13 protein-coding genes and 1 pseudogene are annotated in these 22,723 nt (G+C 69.3%); 4 read left to right on the forward strand and 10 right to left on the reverse strand.

The genetic code is table 11. From position 1 onward, the window contains the following. Positions 1-12 precede the first annotated feature (12 nt). Positions 13-915 carry a hypothetical protein gene (locus OG852_RS49630; protein ID WP_330351739.1) on the forward strand — a complete coding sequence of 301 codons (903 nt, stop codon included), beginning with the start codon at positions 13-15 and terminating at the stop codon, positions 913-915. Positions 916-1,096: 181 nt separating this feature from the next. Here OG852_RS49630 and OG852_RS49635 read toward each other — a convergent pair whose 3' ends face one another. Then, positions 1,097-2,494, reverse strand: coding sequence for an FAD-dependent oxidoreductase (locus OG852_RS49635; protein WP_330351740.1), 1,398 nt, complete (start codon positions 2,492-2,494; stop codon positions 1,097-1,099). Positions 2,495-2,845: 351 nt separating this feature from the next. Here OG852_RS49635 and OG852_RS49640 point away from each other — a divergent pair, with 351 nt between their 5' ends. Then, positions 2,846-4,339: an IMP dehydrogenase gene (locus OG852_RS49640; protein WP_330351741.1), complete on the forward strand. Its 1,494-nt coding sequence runs from the start codon at positions 2,846-2,848 to the stop codon at positions 4,337-4,339. Positions 4,340-4,503: 164 nt separating this feature from the next. On the opposite strand, the gene OG852_RS49645 is transcribed toward OG852_RS49640, so the two are convergent. The 6 genes from OG852_RS49645 to OG852_RS49670 form a co-directional block, all read right to left on the reverse strand. Next, positions 4,504-5,436, reverse strand: a complete 933-nt coding sequence (locus OG852_RS49645; protein ID WP_330351742.1) for an ATP-grasp domain-containing protein — start codon at positions 5,434-5,436, stop codon at positions 4,504-4,506. Positions 5,437-5,710: 274 nt separating this feature from the next. Next, entirely contained in the window at positions 5,711-7,531 is a 1,821-nt protein-coding gene (asnB, locus tag OG852_RS49650) for an asparagine synthase (glutamine-hydrolyzing) (protein WP_330351743.1), read from the reverse strand. Beyond that, the gene (locus OG852_RS49655; RefSeq protein ID WP_330351744.1) at positions 7,528-14,559 is read right to left on the reverse strand and encodes an amino acid adenylation domain-containing protein; all 7,032 of its coding nucleotides are present in this window, start codon (positions 14,557-14,559) and stop codon (positions 7,528-7,530) included. The genes asnB and OG852_RS49655 overlap by 4 nt, the downstream gene beginning before the upstream one ends. Beyond that, positions 14,556-15,239 carry a DUF6875 domain-containing protein gene (locus tag OG852_RS49660; protein WP_330351745.1) on the reverse strand — a complete coding sequence of 228 codons (684 nt, stop codon included), beginning with the start codon at positions 15,237-15,239 and terminating at the stop codon, positions 14,556-14,558. Before OG852_RS49660 ends, OG852_RS49655 begins: the two co-directional genes overlap by 4 nt. A 114-nt stretch (positions 15,240-15,353) precedes the next feature. Next, entirely contained in the window at positions 15,354-16,334 is a 981-nt protein-coding gene (locus tag OG852_RS49665) for a TauD/TfdA dioxygenase family protein (RefSeq protein WP_330351746.1), read from the reverse strand. After that, on the reverse strand, positions 16,331-17,227 hold the full coding sequence (locus OG852_RS49670) for a TauD/TfdA dioxygenase family protein (RefSeq protein WP_443064678.1): 897 nt from the start codon (positions 17,225-17,227) through the stop codon (positions 16,331-16,333). The genes OG852_RS49665 and OG852_RS49670 overlap by 4 nt, the downstream gene beginning before the upstream one ends. 756 nt (positions 17,228-17,983) lie before the next feature. On the opposite strand from OG852_RS49670, the gene OG852_RS49675 reads away from it, so the two are divergent. Beyond that, entirely contained in the window at positions 17,984-18,955 is a 972-nt protein-coding gene (locus OG852_RS49675; RefSeq protein WP_330351748.1) for a tetratricopeptide repeat protein, read from the forward strand. 292 nt (positions 18,956-19,247) lie between these two features. Here the strand turns inward: OG852_RS49675 and OG852_RS49680 are convergent, their stop codons facing one another. Together OG852_RS49680 and OG852_RS49685 are read right to left on the reverse strand one after the other, a co-directional pair. Then, the gene (locus tag OG852_RS49680; RefSeq protein WP_330351749.1) at positions 19,248-19,685 is read right to left on the reverse strand and encodes a GFA family protein; all 438 of its coding nucleotides are present in this window, start codon (positions 19,683-19,685) and stop codon (positions 19,248-19,250) included. Positions 19,686-20,049: 364 nt separating this feature from the next. Beyond that, on the reverse strand, positions 20,050-21,087 hold the full coding sequence (locus OG852_RS49685) for an NUDIX domain-containing protein (RefSeq protein WP_330351750.1): 1,038 nt from the start codon (positions 21,085-21,087) through the stop codon (positions 20,050-20,052). A 602-nt stretch (positions 21,088-21,689) separates the two neighbouring features. Here OG852_RS49685 and OG852_RS49690 point away from each other — a divergent pair. Continuing rightward, positions 21,690-21,920 (forward strand): annotated as a pseudogene (locus OG852_RS49690) (GNAT family N-acetyltransferase); the annotation flags it as partial. Here the strand turns inward: OG852_RS49690 and OG852_RS49695 are convergent. Continuing rightward, positions 21,912-22,697: a PIG-L deacetylase family protein gene (locus OG852_RS49695; RefSeq protein ID WP_330351751.1), complete on the reverse strand. Its 786-nt coding sequence runs from the start codon at positions 22,695-22,697 to the stop codon at positions 21,912-21,914. The pseudogene OG852_RS49690 and the gene OG852_RS49695 sit on opposite strands and share 9 nt — an antisense overlap. Between the last annotated feature and the right edge of the window lie 26 nt (positions 22,698-22,723).

A 22,723-nucleotide genomic window follows, 5' to 3' on the forward strand; every position in this document is an offset into this window, starting at 1 on the left:
ACGCTCCAGGCCATGAACGAACTGCACTGCCTGTTCTGCGGCGTTGCCGTACGAGGTCGCCGAGAACACGTGCTGCCGTCCTGGTTCCTCAAGCGCCACAACGGACAAGGCCCCTTCACGACCGAAGTCAACGGCGAGCCGGTCGCATACGCCAGCGGCGTCGTGGAACGGGACCATCTAGCCCGCCTAATGCTCCCGGTCTGCGGCAAAGGGGAAGAGCCGGCAGGGGGCCGGGACTGCAACGGGTGGCTGAACACCGCCTTCGAACAGCCCGCCAAGATCCCCGTCCGCGCCACGCTCGACGACCTAAAGCCCATTGACGGCCCCGCCGTACGCGCCTTCGTCCGCTGGGCCGTCAAGACACTGCTGCTGGCCAGCCACCCCGACGCCGAGCGCTCCGAACCGCCGCAGCGTGACCGCTCAGCATGGGAGTTCCCGGACGACTGGCTTCCCGGGCTGCGCACCACCGGCGATCTGCCCGCCGACTTGTCACTGTGGCTGGGCATCATCGACCCGAGCGCCGACGAGGAATCCCGCGCCCCCGACGAGCAATTCCTGCTCCCGCGTATCCACCACCCCCACGCGGCCGGGGGGCCGGGCCAGGCGACGAACCTCGGATTCGGCCTGCCCGACGGGAGGATGGCGCAATTCCAGCTGCTCAGCCATCCCGTCATGGAAATCGGCCATCCCGCCGACGAGGCCGGGCTGGTGGTGAAGCTGTGGCCACTGCCGCCGAATCGTCTGGACATCAACGCGCTACCGATCCTCAGCGGTGAGGACAGCCGCCGAATCGCGCGGACCTTCGTCCGGGGCGGAACGTCGATCGGCCTCATGCCCGGGCAGACCCGGCTGCCGGAAGGGCTGCTCAGTCCCCGCATCCGGATCCGGGCCGTGGTTTCACAAAACCGGACGTAGGGCGAACTCCCGCGGATCAGAAGTGATACCCGCCCGAGTGGCGTGGACAGCCGCCTGTTGTTCGGCGGCCCCGGGACGCGGGTGGAAGATTTCGGCAGGCTGTTCAGGGGTAAGGAGACGGGCGTGCTGCGGATGGCAGCGGCCATCCGTCCGCCAGCGGTGGCGCTGCCACCTGGGAGCGCTATCTGGCAGACAGGATCGACTGCCAGGTGGTACGTGCCGGACCGTCGAAGATGTCTGCCGCTCGCGGGTGAGAGCTACGCCAGTGCGTGAGCCTCGCGCGAATTTCGGGTTCTGCATAGGCTTCGTGGGCCTGCTCCATGAGGTGTCTAACGCGCGCTCGGGCTCGCATGATGTCGGAGTCCTCGCGTGCGCAAGCATCGATGGCGGCTCGCTCGTCGGCAACCGGATCCGTCCCTTCGATCCCTTTCCGAAGACGTGTTTCGATGGTGCGGTCCGCTGAAATCTGTGTTTCGTACCAGGGCCGAAGTTCTCGCAGCGCCCAGTGGTGGTAGAGGCAGGAAATGTCGTACGGGTCCGCCTTCCCGGCGGCGCGCCGGGCCACCCACTGTGCGGTGCGGAGCGCCAGGGCAGCGCCTTGGCCCAAGGTCGGGTTGGTATGGACGAGCGTGTCACCGACACGGACCATGCCCGTGACCACTGGGCCCGATTCGTCAGCCAGCGGTGCCCACGTGTTGTGCAGCCCGCCCATGGCGAGCACGGGAGAGAGAGGCCGCGGCCGGTTGACGAGCCACGCGTTCATCGCCGGAAACGTGCGGGCCGCAGCCTCGAAAATGACCGGGTCGGTGAGGGCAGTTCTGGTCGGATCCGCAGTGGACAGCACAAAGGAGAGAGCGAAGACCTGGCCGTCGGAGGGGAAGACGCCACCGGTGGCGAAAGCGGAGGCTGATCCAGTTCTCACGCAGTTCTCGGGTCGTGGCGCTCCGTCAGCCAGTCGGTACCAGCGGCAGTAGTAGGCGATGCCTGTCGGGCTGCTCTCGACCAGGGGTGCCCGGCAGCCGGCGTCGGTCAGCCAGCGCGGAACCGGGGAGCGTCGGCCGGCGCAGTCCAGGACCAGATCCGCTGGATGGCGGCCCCGTGGTGAGCGAACGCTGGTGACGTGCGGAACGCTATGGGAGGCGGCGACCTCGAGTCCGGTGGCGGGGTGGCCGACCAAGAGGGCGGCCGTGCGTTCGTTGCGCAACGCGCGTCGCAGGGCGACCTCGAGAACCAGCCGCCGCGCCTGGATGGTGATCAGGCGCTCATCCCCTGGGCGATACGCAGGAGGCCGGGGGAAGCAGTCGAACTCGTGCCGCTCACGGGCTCCGAGGGCGAGCATGGCGCCGTATACGTCGGGCGCCTCACGCAGCAGGACGTCGCGGACGGGCCCCAGGAGGCCGTGCGGCTGCACTGCCTGTGGCACCCGGGGACGACTCCACCCAAGGAAGTCCTCCTCAGGGTTCTCGCCGAGGCGGTGGCCGTCCTGTTCGAGGACCGTAACGTGATGTCCCCGCCGGCACAGGAACAGTGCCGAGGCGAGCCCGCTGATGCTGCCCCCGATGACAACGACGCGCACCATATCGCCTCTCCACCTGTGGTGATGTTCCCTCCTATCCTCCGTCAGGATCTTGGCCGAAGCGTGGTGGCTTGTTCGTAAGGGTGACCGGATGAACACGTCGAGTGCGGTACGATCCCGTATGGCGTAATGGAAGTCAGCGCCTGTGCAGCATAATGCGGATTCGGGTCTGTACTGCTTTCGCTGTCGATTCGGCCGCGCGTGCGAGCACTGCCGCGCCGGGTGTGCCCGCTCTCAGGAAATCCAGAGTGAATTCTTCCAATAGTGCGCTACCGGCAGGCGTCGATCTGCACTGCCCGCGTGAGCCTCGCCGATTTACCTCCATCGGTTCGCAGGCTCTTTTCTGGAGACGACGTGAACATCCTCCCCGAAATCTCTCGCACGCTGAGTGAGTACCTCCTCATTCCGGGCCTGACCACAGAAGATTGCACGCCGGATAATGTGGATCTCGGGGCGCCGTTGGTGCGTCACCGGGTCGGCGAGGGGGCGGCCGTCCGGGTCGCCACTCCCATGGTGAGCGCCATCATGCAGGCGGTGTCGTCACCGACACTGGCGGTGGCTTTGGCGCAGATCGGCGGGCTGTCGTTCATCCACCAGAACCAGCGGATCGAGGACCAGGCCGCAGACGTCTTGGCGGTGAAGCGGCACAAGGCCGGCTTCCGGCCCAGCGAGGTCACGGTCGCGCCACAGACATCGCTGGGTGAGGTCGCCCGGAACCTGTCCGAGACCGAACAGGGCGTGGCCGTCGTGACCGGGAACGGCACAGCGGACGGCGAGTTCCTGGGGATCATCAGCCTCGACGACTTCCACCTGGAGCGTCACGGAGCCTCCGAGTTCGTCCGCAACCGGATGCGGGGCCGTGACAGCCTGGTCACCGCGCCGGTCTCGGTCTCGCTGTCCGAGGCGAACGAGCTGATCTGGCAGCACCACCTGGATGTCCTGCCGGTACTCGAGGACGGCCGGGTCGTTTCCTTGGTCCTCAAGAGGGACTATCAGGCCCACAAGACCTATCACCGTGCGACCGTGGACAGTGAAAAGCGTCTGCGTGTGGGTGCCGGGATCAATTCCCGTGACTTCAAGGACCGCATTCCCGCTCTCGTGGAGGCCGGTGCGGATGTGCTGTGCCTGGACTCCTCCGATGGCTATTCGGAATACCAGGCGAAGACCCTCGAATTTGCCCGGGAGAAATACGGTGACGACGTCTTCGTCGGCGCGGGGAATGTCGTTGACGGGCGGGCCTTCCGCTACCTGGCCGATGCGGGCGCGGCGTTCGTGAAGGTCGGGATCGGCGGCGGGGCCATCTGCACCACCCGGGAACAGAAGGGCATCGGCCGCGGACAGGCCTCTGCGCTACTCGATGTGGTTGAGGCGCGCGATGCCTACGCGAAGGAGACCGGGGTGTACGTGCCGTTGTGCTGCGACGGCGGTCTGCTCAACGACTCCCACATGGCGATGGCGCTGGCGATGGGGTCGGACTTCATCATGCTCGGCCGCTACTTCGCCCGGCTCGACGAGAGCCCGTCGCGGAAGCTGCAGATCGGCGGCCAGTGGTACAAGGAGTACTGGGGCGAGGGCTCGCGGCGGGCACAGAACACGGCCCGTTACGGCCAGGGCGGCAAGATGGTCTTCGAAGAGGGAGTCGACGGCTATGTGCCCTACGCCGGCAGCCTGTACGACAATGTGGAGCGGACCCGGGCGAAGCTGACCGCGACAATGATCAGCTGCGGCTCGACGAACCTGCGGGACTTCCACCGGGATGCGGTGCTGGTTCCCGTGTCTGCCGAGTCGTTCAAGCAGACCGGTGCGGAGATCCAGGTACGCCGACCCGCCATCGATGCCGCAGAGTGACTGACCGTCCAGGCAGCTGCCTGGACGGCGCGGCCCCGTGCGGTCGGCTGGATGACCGTCGGCACGCTCGGGGCCGTGTGATGTGACTGGCCCGCGTACCGCTTGGGCGTCGACGCGGGCGGCGGGGCCTATGGCTCGGGTGGGTGATTCCTCCTGCTGCAGGGTCAGTTCAGTTTGCTGCGCACCCACGAGAAGAAGGCGTCCCCGACTCTGGGCTCCTGGTCGGGGAAGCTTCCGAAGCCAGTGCTCCATTCGTCAAGAACAGGTCCTGAATCGGTCAGCAGCCAGTCCGTCGAGAGGCACGAAGCCTGAAGGCTCGTCGCTACTCTGAAGCACTGCTCTTCCACCTCCTTCCATCTGGGCAGGACGCTGCTGACGCCTCCCTGGCTGACGTTCGTCATGTAGGAGCCTTCTGCGGCAGTCCGATGCAGTGCCGCGATGATCTCGCCCGCCATGAGGTAGACACGGACATCAGCAGTGTGTGGGACATATCGCTGCACGAGGTACCCGATACCTGCCTGGGCGACCATGTCGATCGCGGAGGAGAGTTGCCCAAAGGTGTCGATCTTCTGCACCGCGAATCCCATCCCCATTTCCCGCGGCTTGAGGATGTAGGGACCCTGACCCAAACGCTCCTCTACGAGGGGCAGCACAGACCGTGCGTGGCGACCGTAAGGAACAGCAATGCTCGCCGGGGTGGCAATTCCGAGCGCCGCGGCACGCTGAGCGATGGAGAGTTTGTCCGTCGCCAGGTACTCGGGGCCGTCCATGGTGCGATTCAGCAGGAGGGAGTCGCTCTCCTGGACGGTCCGGTATATCGCCTTGAGGAAATGCGATGTCTGGGGATCCCAGCTGAAGTCGTCCACCTGGAAGCACTGCCTTGTGCTCAGCAGGTCTTCGCCATGCCACCAGAGTCTGGGGCGGTCGTCCGACGCCGGTGTCAGCTCATGCACGGGGATGAACCGCAAGCCGAAACCGGCGCGCTCAGCGGCTCCGGCTAGGGCTGGGTTCTTCCTCTCGAGGATTTCGTCCGCAAGGCCCGGAAGAAAGTCATCAGGCCGGTACACAAGGTTGACAGTTTTATCTGATGTGGACATTGCTCTCCGCGCTGGCATGTAGACCCGCTATGCCCGGATCTGTGGTGAGGTTTATGAAGGGCGCTTGCGTTTTCAGTGATTCCTCGAGATCCGCCCTCCCTGTAGGCCGTGGATTGGCGCGGCGCAGAAGGGCGCCAATCCACGGCCGGTAGTGGTCGGTTCAGCAGGGAGGGACGTGGGCGTGGTTCTGCAGGTGGCCGTCCGCTGCGGTGTTGAGTGTTCGGCTACCGGAAGATGGGCCGTCGAACTCCTCGGTAGGTGTACCTCGGGGTTGTCAGGCGGGTACCGGGGCGCGGGCGGGCGCGCGGAGCTTGTGGTGCCATCGCCAGAGCGCGAGCAGCGGCCACAGGGTCTCGGGACCGACTGCAGCCGGGTCGGCGGGGATCGCGAACATGTGGTTGACCAGCGGGTCGCTCGTGAGTTCGTCGTGATGTTCGGTGACCAGTGCGGCCAGTGACGCTTGGACGGCGCGCATGTCCGGGAAGGGGAAGACGGCCTTGGGGCGGTCCAGAAGCCGGTTGGGCAGCGTTCCGCGCATGGCCGTGGTCAGGTGCACTTTGCCGTGCCGGGCCGAGGCGTCGACGTGGGTGGTGAAGGGCTGCTGGAAGGCCCAGTCGACGAGCCGGTGGTCGAGGAAGGGAAAGCGGGCCTCGACGCTCATCCGCATGGCGAGGAAGTCCTCGAACTGGACCACCCGGGTGAGCTGGGTGTGGACCAGCAGCCGGTGGACGCGCTCCAGCGGGGGCCCGGTGAGGACGTCCCGGTAGTAGGAGAGGACATCGGCGTGGGCCTGCGGCTGGAGGGCGAGCAGATGGGAGGAGAGTCCGGGGATCTGTCGGGAGGCCGGCAGGGACCGCACAGTTGAGGTGTCGGGACGGCGGGTGTCGAGGATGTGCCGGACGAAGGCGGGCCGGGCGATGTAGCCGCCCATGATCTCGTCGGCTCCCTGCCCGTTGAGGACGACCCGCAGACCCAGGTCGCGCACGGCCTGGTAGTTTCCGAGGATGGCGACGTGCCGGGGATCGTCTCCCACTGCGGCTAGGTCGCACACCGCGTCCAGGTCCTCCAGGCCCAGGACGTGGGGCTGGACGCTCACATGGTGGTGGACCCGGTCGGCGAGGTGCCGGGCGACCGCCCGGCTGAAGGTCAGGTCCTCGTTGCCCTCAGAAGAAGGGCATCCGTCATCGCCGTAGGCGGTGGTCACGCAGGGCAGGGTGCGTGTACGGGATGCGAGCGCGCTGATGGCGGAGGAGTCCAGGCCGCCGCTCAGGAAGGCCGCGACGGGGACGTCGCCCATGAGCATGCTGTCCACGCTCTTGCCGAGGAGGTCGGCGAGTTGGTGGGCCTGCTCCGTGGCGGAGGCCGGTGCCGAATCGGTCGGGGTGTCGGGAAGTTGCCAGTAGGTGTGCCTGTCCAGGCGGCCGTCCGGGGACACGGTCAGCGTCGTCGCCGGCGCGAGAGACCGGACCCGTTCGACGGGCGTGGCGGACTGGTCGATCTGGAGGGTGGAGGAACATAGGAGCTGGCGGGCCAAAGTCTCGTGGTGCGGGCGGCGTGGGACGTGTCCGGAGGCGAGCAGGGCCTCGATCTCTGAGGCGAAGAGCAGGAAGTCCTTCCCCTGGTGGTAGTAGAGCGGCTTGATGCCGATCCGGTCCCGTACGAGGGACAGTTGCCGGGTGCGGGCGTCCCAGAGAGCGAAGGCGAACATGCCCTCCAGTCGGTGCACAGCGTTCGCACCCCAGTATTGCCAGGCCCGCAGGACGACCTCGGTGTCGCTGCGCGAGGTGAAGGTGAAGTGGGCAGAGAGCTCGGCGCGCAGCGCGGGCGCGTTGTACGTCTCGCCGTTGTAGACGAGGGTCAGATGATCGCGCGTCATCGGCTGGTCCCCAGCTGCGCCGATGCCGGTGACGGCGAGACGCCGGTGCCCCAGGACGATGCCCGGCTGCTGCCACATCCCTTCCCCGCTGGGGCCGCGGTGCGCGAGCGCCGTCGTCATGCGGTGTACTGCGGCGGCGTCCGGGCGGTTGCCGGGAGCGGTGTTGTCGCCGAAGTGCAGCGTCCCGGCGATCCCACAGCCGGAGAAGACCACTGTCATCGCTGCTCCTTCGTCGGGCGGGGGTAGAGCTGCGCGAGGCGGTCGGTGGCCGTGCTGAGCATCGAGTGGTGGTCTCCGGGGACGAGGGTGTGCCCGGTGGTCCGGCCGAGGGACAGCCACGCGGTCGGGTCCTGGTCTGAGGCCGTTGACGGCTGGACCAGCTGCAACTGGGCGACCACGGTGGCGGGTTGCCAGCGCTCAAGGGCTCGTTGATGGAGCAGCAGCAGGGCGAGCCGTTCGCGGACGAACGTGTCGGAGTCGCGGATCTGGAGCTCGGCGGCGAGCGCGGCGGAGGCGTCGGAGTCTGGAGCTGCGGCTGCGGCGTTCACCGCCCGGGTGATGTGCGCAGGGGAGCGGTCCGGGAGCAGTGCGCCGAGCTGGGCGGTCAGTGCGCTGGATCCGGTGGTGTGCTGCGGGGGCGGGTCGAGCAGTACCAGGTGCACGTGCTCGCCGAGGTCCTCCAGGAGGCGGGTCATCTCGAAGGCGACTGGTGCACCGAATGACCAGCCGGTCAGGGTGAAGGGGCCGGTCTTCTGCACCTGCCGGATCCGCTCCACGTAGCGGGCGGCCAGGGAAGGGATGCTGGCCGGCTGGTCCGCGGGGGGATCCGCGCGCAGCCCGTAGCAGTCCCATCCGGGGCCGAGCGCATTGGCCAGCGGGCCGTACCAGTGGACCTGTCCGTCCACCGGGTGGACGAGGAAGTGCGGCCGCCGCTTCCCGGCGGGCCGGGCCGGGGCGGGGCTCAGGGGTTCGAGGCGAGCTGCGCGTTCGAGGACCTCGACCATGTGGGTGGCGGCCGTCTCTATGGCGCCGGGCTCGAAGCGCCCGGTGTCGATGGCGAACGTCAGGCGCATGGCCGGGCCGTCCACCGCGGCGGTCAGGTGCAGGGCGGTCGGCAGGATGTTCGCTTCTCCGATGGGGTCACCGTTCGGGCCGTGGGCGACCCGCGCCGCATGGGCGTCGTCCACGCGTTCGCTGCGTACGCCGAGGTAGTTGAACGTGATTTCGGGCATGGAGGCCCCGGCCAGCAGGGCCCCCAGGGGGGAGGAGGAGGCGAGATAGCGGGCGGCGGCGAATCCCGTGCCGCCGCGCGGCACGTCGGTGAGCTGCTGGCGGAACCCGTCCGCCACGGCGAGCAGATCGCCGCCGTGGCCTTCCGCCAGCAGGACCGGGTACAGGCTGGTGCACCAGCCCACGATCTGATCGGCGCCCTCCAGGCCGTCCCGGCCGTGTCCTTCGAGGTAGGTGTACAGCTGGGGGGACTGGTCGGTCAGCGGCTTCAACGCCCGGTGCATCGCGGCCAGCAGCACCGCGGTGACGCTCGTGCGGCCTCGCCGGGAAAGGTCGAGGAGTTGGGCGGTGGCATGCGGCGAGAGCCGCGTGGTGAGGTGGTGGAGCTTGCCGTAGGGCGCCCGGTCCGAGCTGGTGGTACGCAGGGCGGGCTTCGGCGCCTCGGCCAGGCGCAGCCAGTACTCCTCGTCGCGCCCGTCCCCGGTGGCCCCGGGGCCCGGGCCGTCGAGGGCGGGCGCAGGCGGCAGAGCCGTGCCAGGAGAGGCCAGGGCCCGGCTCACGTCGCGTCCAAGAATGTCCCAGGAGACGGTGTCGACGATCAGGTGGTGCAGGACCATGAACAGCCAGCGCCGTCCGCCGACCGGATCGGAGAACACGGCGGCCCGCCAGAGCGGCCCGCCTTCGATCTTCAGGCCGTCGTGCAGGGTGTTGAGGATCTGCGGGTCCGGGCCTTCCTGCCCGGGGGCAACGCTGTGCTCGGACAGGTGCAGCTCCGGGGTTTCGCCCAGCTGCCGGACCCATCCCCGCTCCGTGGCGACGAAGCAGGTGCGGAAGGCGTCGTGCCGGGCGACAGTGCACTGGAGCGCCTCGCGCAGATCCGCTGCGCCGTAGGCGGGGGGGATGTGGAACAGGCGGGCCTGGTTGAAGTGATCCGGCTGGGCGAAGTTCTGTGCGAAGAACCACGCCTGGATCGGCGTCAGCCCCAGCCTCGTGCCGGCCGAGCGACGCTCGGCGGCCACGACGTCACTGGCCGACTGGTCGTCGAGCAGAGCGGCGAGGGCGCGGGCGGTTCCGGCCTGCAGGATGTGGGAGACCTCCACGTGCAGACCCTGCTCGCGGAGCCGTGCAGCGGCGCGGATCGAGGTCAGCGAGTCCCCGCCGAGCGTGAACCACTCCTCGTCCAGACCGATCCGCTCCACAGCCAGCAGCTCCTGCCAGACGCCGATGACCGCAGACTGCACCGGCGTGAGCGGGACCGGGCCCTCCTCTGGCGCCGGACGGTCTGACGGCTGGGGAGCGGGCAGAGCCCGGCGGTCGACCTTGCCCGTCGCCGTCAGAGGCAGAGCGTCCACGACGACAACGGCCGGCATCATGTAGGCGGGCAGTCTCAGGGCCGCCCATGTACGCACCTCCCCGGCCAGGCCCTGGGGCGCGCCGGGCGCAACCGCGTAGGCGATCAGGCGTCCTGCCGTGTCGCCCCGGCGGTCGGCCACCACGTAGGCGGCCGTCACGGCGGGATGGGCGGTGATGACGTGGCGGACTTCGCCGAGCTCGATACGGTATCCGCGGATCTTCACCTGGTCGTCCAGGCGGCCGGACACCTCAAAGCGGCCGTCCGCCCGCAGGCGTCCTCCGTCGCCGGTGCGGTACATCGCCACGCCCGCCAGCGGCCCGGTCTGAGGGGTGACGAACCGCTGGCGTGTCAGGTCGCTGCGCCCGAGGTATCCGGCGGTGACGCCGGGCCCCGCTACGCACAGTTCGCCCCACGCGCCGACCGGTCGCGGGCGTAGCTGTGCGTCCACGATGTACAGGGAGTAATTGGCCAGCGGCCGCCCGATGGCGACCTTCCCGCCCGGGGACGGCTGGTGGGGATCGTGGAGGCGGGCGGCCGCGCACCACACGGTCGCCTCGGTGGGCCCGTACTCGTTGTCCAGGGTGACGTGGGCCAGGCGGCGGGCGTGATCACGGATCAGGTCGGGTGGGCAGGGTTCCCCGCCGATCGCGACCGCGCGCAGGCTGCCGGACCAGCCGGCCGGGAAGACCGGAAGGAGGTGCTGGTAGTAGGAGGCCACGAAGTTGACGTGGGTGACGTGTCGGTCCTCGATCAGCGTGCGGATGGCGGCCGGATCCCGGATGTCCTCCTGGTCGGGGAAGATGAGGGCCCCGCCGTTCCACAGGGTCCAGAACATCATGGAGGTGGCGACATCGAACTGGAGCGGCAGTGAGATGAGCGTCCGGCCTGGGGCGACGCCGAAGTGGACTGTGCGCGCGGTCAGCGCGGTGACCGCGTTGGTGTGCGTGGCGACGACGGCCTTCGGCCGCCCGGTCGAGCCCGAGGTGTAGACCAGGTAGGCGGCGTCCGCGCCCGAGACGTGAACGGGACGCAGCACGGCCGCCACCGACTTCTCCGGGGTGACATCGCAGATCAGCAGCGGAAGCCCAACGGCAGCGCCGCGGACCGCGGCAGCCGTACGGCGCGAGCACACCATAGCCGCGGGCGAGGCGTCCCGCACCGTTTCCTTCAGCCGTGCGGCCGGCTCGTTGGGGTCGAGACACACGAGGGCCGCCCCCCGGCGCAGCACCGCCAGACACGCGGCGACATGTTCACTTCCTGGCCCGCACGCCACTACAACTCGTGTACCGGGGCGTACGCCGACGGCGTCCAGCTGCACCTCCACGCATGCGGCCACCAGTTCCAGATCCCGGTAGGTGAGGGTGCGCGGTCCGTGCACGACGGCCACGGCGTCCGGGTCGGCTGCCGCCCGCGCCGCGACTCCGGCATGCAAGGTGGCGTGGGCGGGTGCGCTGGCGGGGCCCGCAGCCAGTTCGACGGCCCGGTGGGCCTGCCACGGATCCAGGGACTCGAGCGCCGTTGCGGGACGGGCCCATGCGGCCGGGTCGGCCAGGGACGTCAGGATGCGGCCGAACGACTCCAGCAGCAGCCGGGCCGTCCCGGCAGTGAACAGGTCCCGGTTGTACTCCCACAGGATGGTCACTCCGTCGTGCGTACGCCCGGACCCCGGGGCCGGGGGGTGGGGCACGCACACGACGTTGACGTCGTTCTTCGCCGACCCGTTGTGGTCGATGTGCAGCCGGCCCCGAAGCCCGGGCGCGGTGAAGTCGGGCCGGGGGGAGTCGTGGAAGGCGAACATCAGCTGGAACAGCGGATTGGCCGACGGATCTCGCGTGACACCGAGATCCTTGATGATCTCGATGAGAGGAAACTCCTGATGGTCCTGCGCGCCCAGCAGGACCTCCATGGTGCGGGCGACCACCTCGCCCACCGTCGCCGTGGCGGCCACCTGCAGGCGCAGGGGCAGGGCGTTGACGAACATGCCGAGCAGCGGGGCGGTCTCCGCCTGGCGGCGGTTCGCGAGCGCCGAGCCGATCACGAAGTCGTCCTCATCGGTGTGCTGGCGTACCAGCAGCGCGAACGCGGACAGGAACACCGCGAAGCGGGTGACACCGTGTCGGGCGCCCACCGCGTCGAGCGCGTCCACGGTCTCGGCCGGGATGTCGGCACGCAAGCAGGCTCCGTTGAAGGTCTGCTGCGCCGGACGGGCATGGTCGCCTGCGAACGTGACACCGTGCCCGGCCACACCCTGGAGCTGGTGCTGCCAGTAGCGGCGCTGCGCGGCGAAGTCCCCGGAGGCGGACCAGCGGCGCTGCCAGAGCGCCCAGTCGCGGTACTGGACCTCCAGGGGAGCCAGTTCGGGCTGCCGGCCGCAGACGAGTGCCGCGTAGGCGTCGCGGATCTCCCTCATCAGCAGGGTGGCCGACCAGCCGTCGTGGACGAAGTGGTGCTCGACCTGGAACAGGGTCCAGCGCCGCTCGTCGAGCCGGTAGAGGAACCAGCGCACCAGCGGCAGGCGCGTGGTGTCGAAGACCTGGGCGCTGTGCGCGGTGACGTGCCGGCTGAGGGCTGCCTCCCGCTCCGGTTCGGGCAGCCCGGTCAGGTCGCACGTCTCCAGCACAACGTCCCAGGGGGCGTGGAGCCTCTGGACCGGCTCGTCGGGCTGCTCGTGGAAGGTGGTGCGCAGAATCTCGTGCCGGGCGACCACGTGCGAGAGGGCGGCCCGCAGCGCGTCGGAATCCACTTCTCCGTCCAGATGGAGGGAGCACTGGGTGTTGTAGGCCAGGGAGTCGGGGGCGAGTTGGTTGAGGAACCAGATCTGACGCTGCTGCCAGCTGAGGACCGTGCCCTGAGGTGAATGCCGGGCGGCCACGAGTGGAGGCCGGTCGTTCGGCGCGGCGGCGCGCACGGCGGCGGCGATCTGCCGGATCGAGGGTGTGCAGAACAGCTGGCTGACCGGGACGATCACGTGGTGGTCGCGCGCGATGCGGGCCCCCAGTGCCATCAGGGCCAGTGAACTCGCCCCGTACGCGGTCAGCGATGCCGTCACGCCGGGCGGCGGGCATCGGAGGATGTCGACCACCGCGGCGGACAGGGCCTCCTCCAGCGCATCGGCCGGCTCCACCGCTCCCGGGTCCTGGCCCGGGCCGGGGGCGGGCAGCGCGGTCTCGTCGATCTTTCCGCTGGGCCTGCGGGGCAGCTCCGGGAGCACGACGCAGGCCGCCGGGACCATGTACTGGGGCAGGTGAATGGCCGCATGGCCGAGCACGCTCTCGGGGTCCGGGGGCGCTGCGTCCGGCCGGGGCGTGAGGTAGGCGACGAGCACCGAACCCGGGCCGGAGTCCTGGCGGGCGACGAGATGGGCGACGCCGACGGCGGGGTGGCCCATGAGGACCGCCTCCACCTGGGCGGGCTCGATCCGGTTGCCCTGCACCTTCAGCTGCCGGTCCACACGTCCGGCGAAGACGTAGTCCCCCTCGGCGGTGAGCTCGGCGAGGTCACCGGTGCGGTAGGCGCGCCGCCCGTCCGGGAGCCTGACGAACGCCCGTGCGGTCAGCTCCGGGGCGTTCAGGTAGCCGAGCGCCAGTTGCGCCCCGGTGATGTACAGCTCGCCGGGCCCGGTGTTCGCCTGAAGGACGTCGTCGCTGGTGCGCAGTAGGTACCGGGTGCCGGTGACCGGTCGGCCGATGGTCAGCGGAGCCCGTTGCCGCGCCGTGCCGTTGAAGACGCAGGACTGGCTCGTCCATACGGCGGTCTCGCTCGGACCGTACTCATTGTGCAGAGACACGTCGGGGAGTGCACGGACGTGCCGGTCGATGACCTCCTCGCTCCACCGGTCGCTGCCGATCATCACCCGGCGAAGAGCACCAAGAGGTTCCGCGCCGGCGTAATCGAGGAACGCCGGATACAGCGAGGCGAGGTAGACGAGGTCGGTGATCTCCTCCTCTCTCACGAGGGCGACGGTCGCCGGTACGTCGCGCAGGCCGTCGGGGCCGATCACCAGGGTGGCGCCGGTCAGCAGAGCCCAGAACAGGACGCCGGAGTACACATCAACTGCCGGGGAGTGCAGGAGGGGGACCCGGCCGGGCAGTCCGTAGGCGTCGACGCGGGCCGCGGTGGAATGGAGCATCGCTGTGTGGGGCAGCACTACCCCCTTGGGCAGGCCGGTGGAACCGGAGGTGAAGATGACGTACGCCGGGTCGTCGGCGCGCGCGGTGGCGCCGACGGTGGGGTCGTCCCGCAGCGAGCGGCCGCGCGCGATCAGCTCCTCGATGCCCACGGTCGAGGGGGCGAGTACGTCGGCCCGCGCCGGGGTGGTGATGACCGTGTGGGGGCGGGCGTCGGTGAGGATGGCGGAGAGGTAGTCATCGGGTGCGGACGGTTCCAGCGGCAGGAAGGCGAACCCAGCTCGGAGCGCCGCCAGTGCGGCGCACACGGCGTCGGCGCCCGGGGCGAGAACCACAGCGACCAGCGCCCCGGCCGGCGCCGGGCCGGCCGCTGCGAGTCCCGAGGCGATCGCGGCGATGCGGGTCCCCAGCTCCGCGTAGGTCAGGGACCGGCCCCGGTCGCGGACAGCGATCCGGTCGGGGTGGCGTCGGCACACCTGGTCGAACGCGGCGGTCAGGTTCGGCGCCGATCGCAACGCCGCAGCGACGGCGCTCATTTGGCTCCCTCCAGTTCGGTGATTCCTGCCTGTATCCGTTTCTTCTCGCGCTCCGGGAGCTGGTCGCCGAGGTGATGCAAGAGGTGCTTGAGGTACTGCTCGCGGTCGGCCGGCGGCGTCTGGGGCCGGTCCAGGAAGATCACGTCGTGTCGGGAGAGCGCCCGGACGGCGAACATCGGCACCGGGCACCGCATCACGGGCAGGGCGGGGTTACGGACGCTGGTGACCGCGCTGTGCGGGTGGAACTCACCGATCATCAGCCCGCGGGCGACGAAGCTCATGCGCAGCCGGGCGTGGCCGCCGTCGATGAACGCGTCGGCCCCCTCCTGTGGCAGGTCGGGGAAGACCGCCATGAGCGCGCCGGTCCGGAAGGACTCGGCGTCGTCGAACAGTTCCTCGTACAGAGCGGCCAGCGCACCGCCCTTCTCGCCCGCCTCGGCCACGGAGACGGTGTCCGTGCGGATCGCCACCAGGCGGACCAGGTTGAGGCGCAGCGCCGGAGCCAGCCGCGGGCACACCGGCCCGGGCCGGCCGAGGCCGGCGTGCGGCTGGGTGACGAAGGAGTGCACCCAGCCCAAGACCCGCTCGTACTGGGGGTAACGGTCATACAGGGCGGGGGCGTTCGCGGCGTCGGTCAGCGAACCGGCTTCGAACGGGTGCCGCACAGCAGGCGGGCGCACGAGACTCACCTCTGATCTGAGGGTGATCGGAAAGAGGAAGAAGAAGGCCCAGGCGCCGGCGGCCGCCCCGTTGTTACGAGGTCCACCGGCGCCCGGACACGGACAGCGCGGGTGTCAGCGGTCCTGGACGGAGGCCGGGCAGGCGGTCTGTTCCTGACCGTCGGTCTTCGTCGAGACGAACCCGTCGGGCCCCACCGGCCGGTCACCCAGCAGCGTGACCCGGTACATCACCCGCGGCTCGCCGACCGCGTCGACATCCCCGACGCCGATGTGCGCGGTGCACCGGTTGTCCCAGAAGGCGACGCTGCCGGGCTCCCAGGTGAAGCGGACCGTGTACTCGGGCCGGGTCACCTCGCGGGTCAGGAGCTCCAGCAGGTGGCGGCTCTCCATCGGCGACAGCCACAGGATCCGCCGCACCCGGGCCGGGCTGACAAAGAGCGCTTTGCGCCCCGTCTCCGGATGGACCCGCACCACCGGGTGGACAGCCACCTGCGGACTGGCGTTGACCCGGTCCATGACCTGCTTGTCGACTTCGTCGTACGGGCTCATGTCGTACGCAGCGAAGAAGGTGTGCTCCGCCCGCAGACCGTCCAGGAACCCCTGGAGATCAGCCGGAAGACCCGCGTAGGCGGCCTCCAAGTTCGTCCACTGGGTGTCGCCTCCCCGGGAAGGCAGGGTGTCGGCACGCAGGACCGCGCCGGCAGGCGGGTTCACCGTGTGGGTCATGTCGCCGTGCCAGGCACCGATGCCGTGGTGCAGCCGGGAGCGGTAGTGCTTCTCGTAATCGACCCCATAGGCGTCGATGTCGATCTGCGGGGAGATCGTCAGGATCTGGGGGAACTCATCGAGCGCGCCCCCGCTCTGCGGCCGGGCCCGTCCCGTCAGTTCCCCGAACCGGGAGCCGAAGACAACCTGCCGTGCGTGGTCAAGTCCCTCCTGGCCGCGGAAGAACAGCACCTTGTGCTCCAGCAGCGCCGCCCGGATCTCCGCGATGGTCGACTCCGGCAGATCCTGTGCCAGGTCCACACCGCTCACGGCGGCCCCGATGTGCCCCGCGACCCGGGACACCGTCAGCGAATGCGTGGCTGTCGTCATGAGTGCGCTCCAGTCTCACGCGTGGGCAGGGCGAAGAAGGGGTCACCGGCGATCGGCGTGGACTGCCGCCCGTCCGGGCCGACAGGGATGTCGCCCAGGAGCGTGACGCGGTACAGCGTGCGCCGCTCACCGGCCACTCCCGCATCGCCCGGCCCCAGGTGAGCGGTCGACCGGTTGTCCCAGAACGCCACGTCACCGGGCGACCAGTTCCACCGCACGGTGAACTCCGGCCGCGCGATCTGTTCGAAGAACAGCTGGAGCAGAGCCTTGCTCTGGGTCGGTGTGAACCCCATGATCCGGTTGGTCGATGCCGGATTCACGAACAGAGACCGGCGCCCGGTCTCCGGGTGGACCCGCACGACGGGATGCTCGGACACCAGCGGGTGCGCCTGCGCCAGAGCCAGCACCTCCGCGTCCATCGGATCGTGAGGGAGCATCTGGCAGCCCGCGAAGAACGCGTGCTCCGCTCGCAGCGAGTCGGCCAGCATGCGTAGTTGCGGCGAGAGATGGGCGTAGGCGGCCTCCAGGTCCGTCCACTGGGTGTCGCCACCGAAGGACGTGACGCGCTCGGCACGCAGGATCGATGCGGCGGGCGGGTTGAGCGCCGGCGTCAGGTCGGTGTGCCACCCGTCGGTGTAGCTCAGCCACCGTCCGCGGTAGTGCTCCTCGAAGTCGACCCCGTACCGGGGGTCCCTCTCCTGGGAGTCGACCGTCAGGATCTCCGGGAATCCCTCGGGCGCGGCCCCCGAGTGCGGCGCCGGACGGCGGGACAGGTCACCGAAGCGCCGCCCGAGGGCCACATGGTCCGCGTGGTCGAGCTCCTGTTGGGGGAAGAACACGACCTTGTGGGCCAGCACCGCTGCCCAGATCTCCGCCCGCGTCTCCTCATCCATCGTCCGGAGATCAACTCCGGTAATGCGCGCGCCGATATGCCCCGCGAGCGGTTCGACGGACAGCCTGGGCAAGACGCCTCCAGGTGCCTTCACGAGAGATCACCATCCGTTCTCAATCGGACTGAGGGAAACCTCGAAGCGGTGCTGCCAGCGCAGCCACGCGCCCGAGGCCGTCCGTATCGCCAAACGGCGAGGACCCCAAGAGCCCACCGCACGCTCACGTAGCGCCGCCAGAGGGATGGCGGTAGCGGCCTGTAGCGGCTTTGCGCACTTCAAGTAGCGGCTTGTAGCGGTTGTTCGCTATGCCGGACGCCCCCGGCTGGGCGGAGTAAATTGCGTCTTCCTGGCTTCACCGACGCGGCAGGGATCGATGTGACCGAATCGCACAGATACACCGGGAAGAAGGAGAGAACCCCCAATGTGCGCCTGAAAGAGGTGGTCAAGCGCTCGCGAATGACGCACCAGGAGATAGCGGACGGCGTAGTAGAAGAAGCCAAGGCGGACGGCCGCACGGATGTAAGGCCACCGCACCGCACCCGTGTCTCGCACTGGATCAACAGCAGTGAGACGCCTCCGCACCCCTTACCGCTCTACTTGGCGAGGCTCTTAACCCGTCGGCTGGGTCTTGTAATACCCCTGCGTGCACCTGACATTGGACTGGACAGCTGCTCCTGCTGCGAGAACTCACAGCCCCCGCGGGGGCCCGGTCTAGAAGGTGATCCTACGAAGCGACGTACCGCCCTTGCTGCCTTCGGCGTGACAGCCCTGTCGCCCCTCACGACTGCCGTCGATACCGCGCGTGCCTACACCCAGCACGCGACCGCTACCGAGCTGGGGCCGGACGATATCGCCGATCTCGAAGTGGCGGTCCACGAACTCAGCGCCCTGTACTCGGTGAAACCGCCCGAGGAGCTCCGGGCACGGGCGGGTAAGGAACGGCATCGCGCCTACCACTTACAGCACGAGCGCCGCCACACGGTCCAGGAGGGCCGGGATCTGTCGAGGCACGCGGGGATGCTGAGCGTCATCCTGGCCTGGATAGCCCATGACCGCGGTCAGTCCGACATGGTCGCGGCCTACTGCGACGACGCCTGGGAGCAGGGGAAGCAGGCCGGCACCCTCGAAGTCGGCGCGTGGGCGGAAGACGTACGCTGCACCGACGCCCTATATGACGGCCGTGCCATTGACGCTCTCGCTGCCGCTACTCGAGGCCTGGGCGTGGCGCCGCGCAAGAGCGACGTCGCGATCCGCCTGACGTCCCAGCTGGCGCGTGTGCACGCGAAACTCGGCGACCGGGACGAATTCGCCGAAGCGGCCGCGAAGGCCCACCAGTATCAGGGGGCCGTTCCCCTGCACGGCACGGGACTGTTTGCCGTCGACGGAGTTCGGATCGTCTCGTACGACGCGTCGTCCTACGGTTGGCTGGGTGATCACGACCGTGCCCGCAAGGCGGCACTGGAGGCCATCGATTGCTATCGAGGGATCCGGGGCCCTATGACCGCTCCCACCCGTCTGTCCATCGCCCAGCTCGACTTGGCCTTGGCCTACTCCGCACTCGGTGAACCCGAAGCGGCGGTGCAAACCGCTCGTGAAGCCCTGGGGGCCGGACGCCTTGTGCAGTCAGTCCGGGGACGTGCGAAGCAGCTGAACCGGAAGCTCCGTATTGATCACCCAGCGCACCCCGATGTGGCAGCGCTCAGCGAAGAAGTGCGCCTCCTGACCGTTTGATGCGCTTGTGGTCGTCTGGAACCGGCTTGCGATTTGGTCTCACGCTTTCGTCTCAGCAGGCGTCGACGGGCAGGATTCGTCTGGGAGGTAGCCCAGCGTCTTTCTGGAGTCGCTCCGGTTGAGCACCCCCTGGACTGTCTTGGCCTGCCGCGCAGCGTTCTCCGTCGTCCTCGCTGAGCATGACCGCGGCGGGCCCCGGCCCGGGAGTTCGCGCCCTGCTCGCGGGCGAGAGGGGGATGCCTGCCGGGGCCGTTGAGGGCGATGGTGACGTCGCCGAGCAGTGGACGGGCGGTCAACCGGCCGTGCTGTGCTCGGTCTCCGGCACTGAGGGCAGCCAGTGAACGGCGTTGTCGCGGAAGGACGCGTGGATCGGCACGAGGTCCGGTCCGCTGGTGTCGTCGAGGGCGGTGACGTTGATGCCGATCTCAGGGATGTCGCTGTCGATCGCCGCGAGGCGGCTGCCGCAGGTCGGGCAGAAGCCGCGCTTCGCCTCGCCTTCGAAGGTCTCGTACCAGGTTGGCTCGCCGCCCTCACCGGTCCAGGTGACCGTGTCGAATCCCACCCACCACATCACTGGTGTGCCGCCGAGTTTTTGACAGTGGCGGCAGGCACAGGTGTGGGGGAAGACTGCCGGCCCTTGGGTGGTGAAGCGGATGCGGCCGCACAGGCAGCCGCCGGTACGTTCCCCGGCTGTTTCGGTTCCCTGGGCGTCGGCGGGGGTGGCGTTCATCAGGTGATCTCCGGGGCGCGGTGGACAAGTTGGGCCCATCAGTGTGCAATCGCTTCCATAGTCGCCAGGACGCTGTTGTCGGCTCTGGCGCCGGCCGCGTGCGCCGACTGCGAAGGCGTCACGGGCCGGCCACGAAACCGCGGCTCAGGGGCGTCCGAGGGCGCGGACGGTCCATCCCGCGCTGCGCCAGGTGTCAGCATTTCGGCTGCCGCGGCCGTCGATGACGCGCGGGGTCGCGGCGCGAACAGCGAGGCGGTGCGGGTCGATGTGGGAGAACTGCGGCCACTCGGGCAGGTGTAGCAGCGCCCCGTGCACACTGCGATCAGGTGCACGTCGAGTGGCTCGGTATGCCGCTGGCTGCCGCTCACGCGTTCCCTAGCAGTACCCGCAGGGCAGCAGCGTCCTGCTGCAACCGCCCCTCGTCCTGGCGTCCGCCGTCGAGGAACTGCCACTCCAGCGGCCCACCCGGCGCGGGATCAGCGTGCCCGGCGTACCGGGGGCAGACGTGGCTGTGCAGGTGGGGGACGACGTTGCCGAGCGTGGAGTAGTTCATCTTCACCGGACGGTAGAAGGCCGTCAGGGCCCTGCCGAGCGCGAGGGTGTCGCGCCAGTAGGCGGCGGCCTCGGCTTCGGACAGTTCGGTGGGCTCGGCGACATGCGGGGCACCACGGTGGATGAGCACGCAGTAGCCGCGTACGCGTCCGCTGCGCCACAGATACGCGTTCGCCACTTCACCGCGGCGGAGCAGGGCGCCCCAGCCAATGTCATCCGAGGCGTAGTCGTTCGCGCACATGGGGCACCCATCGCCGGAGAGGTGGCGGAGGAAGTCCTCGGACCAGCCGGCCGGCACTACGGTCCCGGCCGGCGCCTCCGCCGACCAGGGCCCCGCGGCCACCGCGAGTTCATCGGCGGGCGGGGGGTGCTCGGCGGCATGCCGCTCCAGCAACGTCCTGGTCGACGGCAGCATTGTCATGTACGGGAACTTCTCGGGCCGCACCCAGGCGAGCATCACACCCTCTGTGAGGGAGAGCCGGGTTGGGTCGCCGTTCCAGCGGCCGGAGAAGACCTGGATCGGCACACGGGTCGCGTCGGTGCCGGTGACGTGTTCGACCGCGTACGGCTCAAGGTCCGCGAGGGCCAGGCCGGCCTCTTCGCGCAGCTCCCGACGGACCGTGTCGAGGAGGCTGAGGTCCTGCGGCTCCTGGCCGCCGCCGAGCAGCGACCAGCAGCCGGGCTCCCAGATCCATGGCTTATTGGCGTCACGTAGGTGGAGCAAGTAGCGGCCTTGACCGTCGTGGATGATCGCGGACGCGTTCACCGGCTCGGGCGGCTGGGTGCTGTCCGCGGCTGCCGTCTTCGACAGGTTCTCGACCCTGCTGGTGTCTCGTTCGGCTGACGTCAATGGGTCCCCCTCGTGGACCTGATGGTGGCGTTGCCGTGTTCAACGACGCCGCACCGATTTCGAACAACTGCTCTTTCGGACGGATTGCGCGCCCTGGCATTGAGCGGTTCTCTGAAGGTGCACAGCGCACCGACCCTTGCCGCGCACGGACACACGCCCGGGGCGGATTGGCCGAAACGCCGATGCTCAGGCGCCGTGTCTGTGCGCGCCACTCGCCGACCGGGTACTCGACGTGCAGTCCATCAACAGGCATCCGCATACGCGCACCGGACGGCGCCCGTGCGCTCGGCGCGCGTGCCGTGGAGACAGGGCACTATCGGCTTCATGACCTCCGTGCCCACCGCTCCCGACGCCCCGCCTGCGATACGCCTGACGCCTTCCGTGATCGCCGCGTCCTACGCCCATCCGGACGCCCGCCGCCTGACCCAGGACCTCCGCGCCGAACAGCTCGGCCTGTACGGCTTCGCCGACGACCCGGACACCACCCCCGAGGCGGACTTCGACCCGCCCCACGGCCTGTTCCTCACCGCCCACGTCGGTGAGAGGCGGTTGGGTGTGGAAGGGTACGCCTCCTCGACGAGCACAGCGCAGAGGTCAAACGGAGGTACGTCTCCGGTGGCGCCCGCAGCCACGGAATCGGCCGGTACCTCCTCGAACGGCACGCTGCCAGCCGCAGCGCAACCCGGATCGTGTTGGAAACCGGACGGCGCAACACGGCCGCCCTGGCCCTTTACCACCGCACCGGTTACCTGTCCTGTCCCTCCTACGTCGCCGGACGCGACCACCGAGTCAACCGGGCCATGACCAAGCCCCTCGGGAGCAGTTCACCGTGACTGCTGGAGTACAGCCCCGCCCGGCGTCGGCCTCCTGGCAAGGAGGGTGAAGTACTCCGTCGCGATGATCGACTCCCGCTCCGCTGCGGGAAGGCGGGAGAGGATTCCGGGAAGGGGCCGCTCCCGCGCTGCTTCGCTACGGTGCGCCAAGATCGCGGCCAGCTTTCGGTCCATGCAGTCGCTCACGTCGACCGTCTCGGTGACGTGCTCGTCGGGCACGCTGAGCACCTTCTTGCCGACCTGCGTCAACAGCACGCCCAGTTCGCCCACCCCCGAATCCGGGTGCGTCGCGGCGTACAACGCATCGGGCTGCCACGGCGTCCCGGCTTGGGGGTAGAGGTGTTCCAGGCCCGCGGCGTGGAACGCGAGCAGGGTCGCCTGGTGGGTGCGGAGGTGGTCCGGGTGGCCGGTCAGCTGGCCGTAGGCGTCGTGGGTGACGACGACCTGTGGCCGTACGGCGCGGATGTGTTCGACGATGAGCCCGGCCACCTCTTCCAGGGGGGCGACGCAGAGGCGGGGCCGGCCGGGCGCGGAGTCAGGGATGCGGGCATCGGCGAAGCCCAGCATTCGCGGCCTGCCCGCGCCCAGGATGTCCAGGGCGTCGGCGAGTTCACCGGCCCGGTGGCTGTCGGGGGCCCAGGTGGCGGTGACCACGGTGGTCGCGGCGCCCGCGGCGGCGTGCTGCGCGAGGACGCCGCCGACCAGGAGGGACTCGTCGTCCGGATGACCGAAGACACCCAGCAGGGACGGCCGGGACGCAGAAGCGGACGGAGGCACGGGTGAGGCCCTTTCTGTCGAACGCG

Origin of the sequence: Streptomyces sp. NBC_00582, from assembly GCF_036345155.1 — a bacterium.
Taxonomy (GTDB): domain Bacteria; phylum Actinomycetota; class Actinomycetes; order Streptomycetales; family Streptomycetaceae; genus Streptomyces.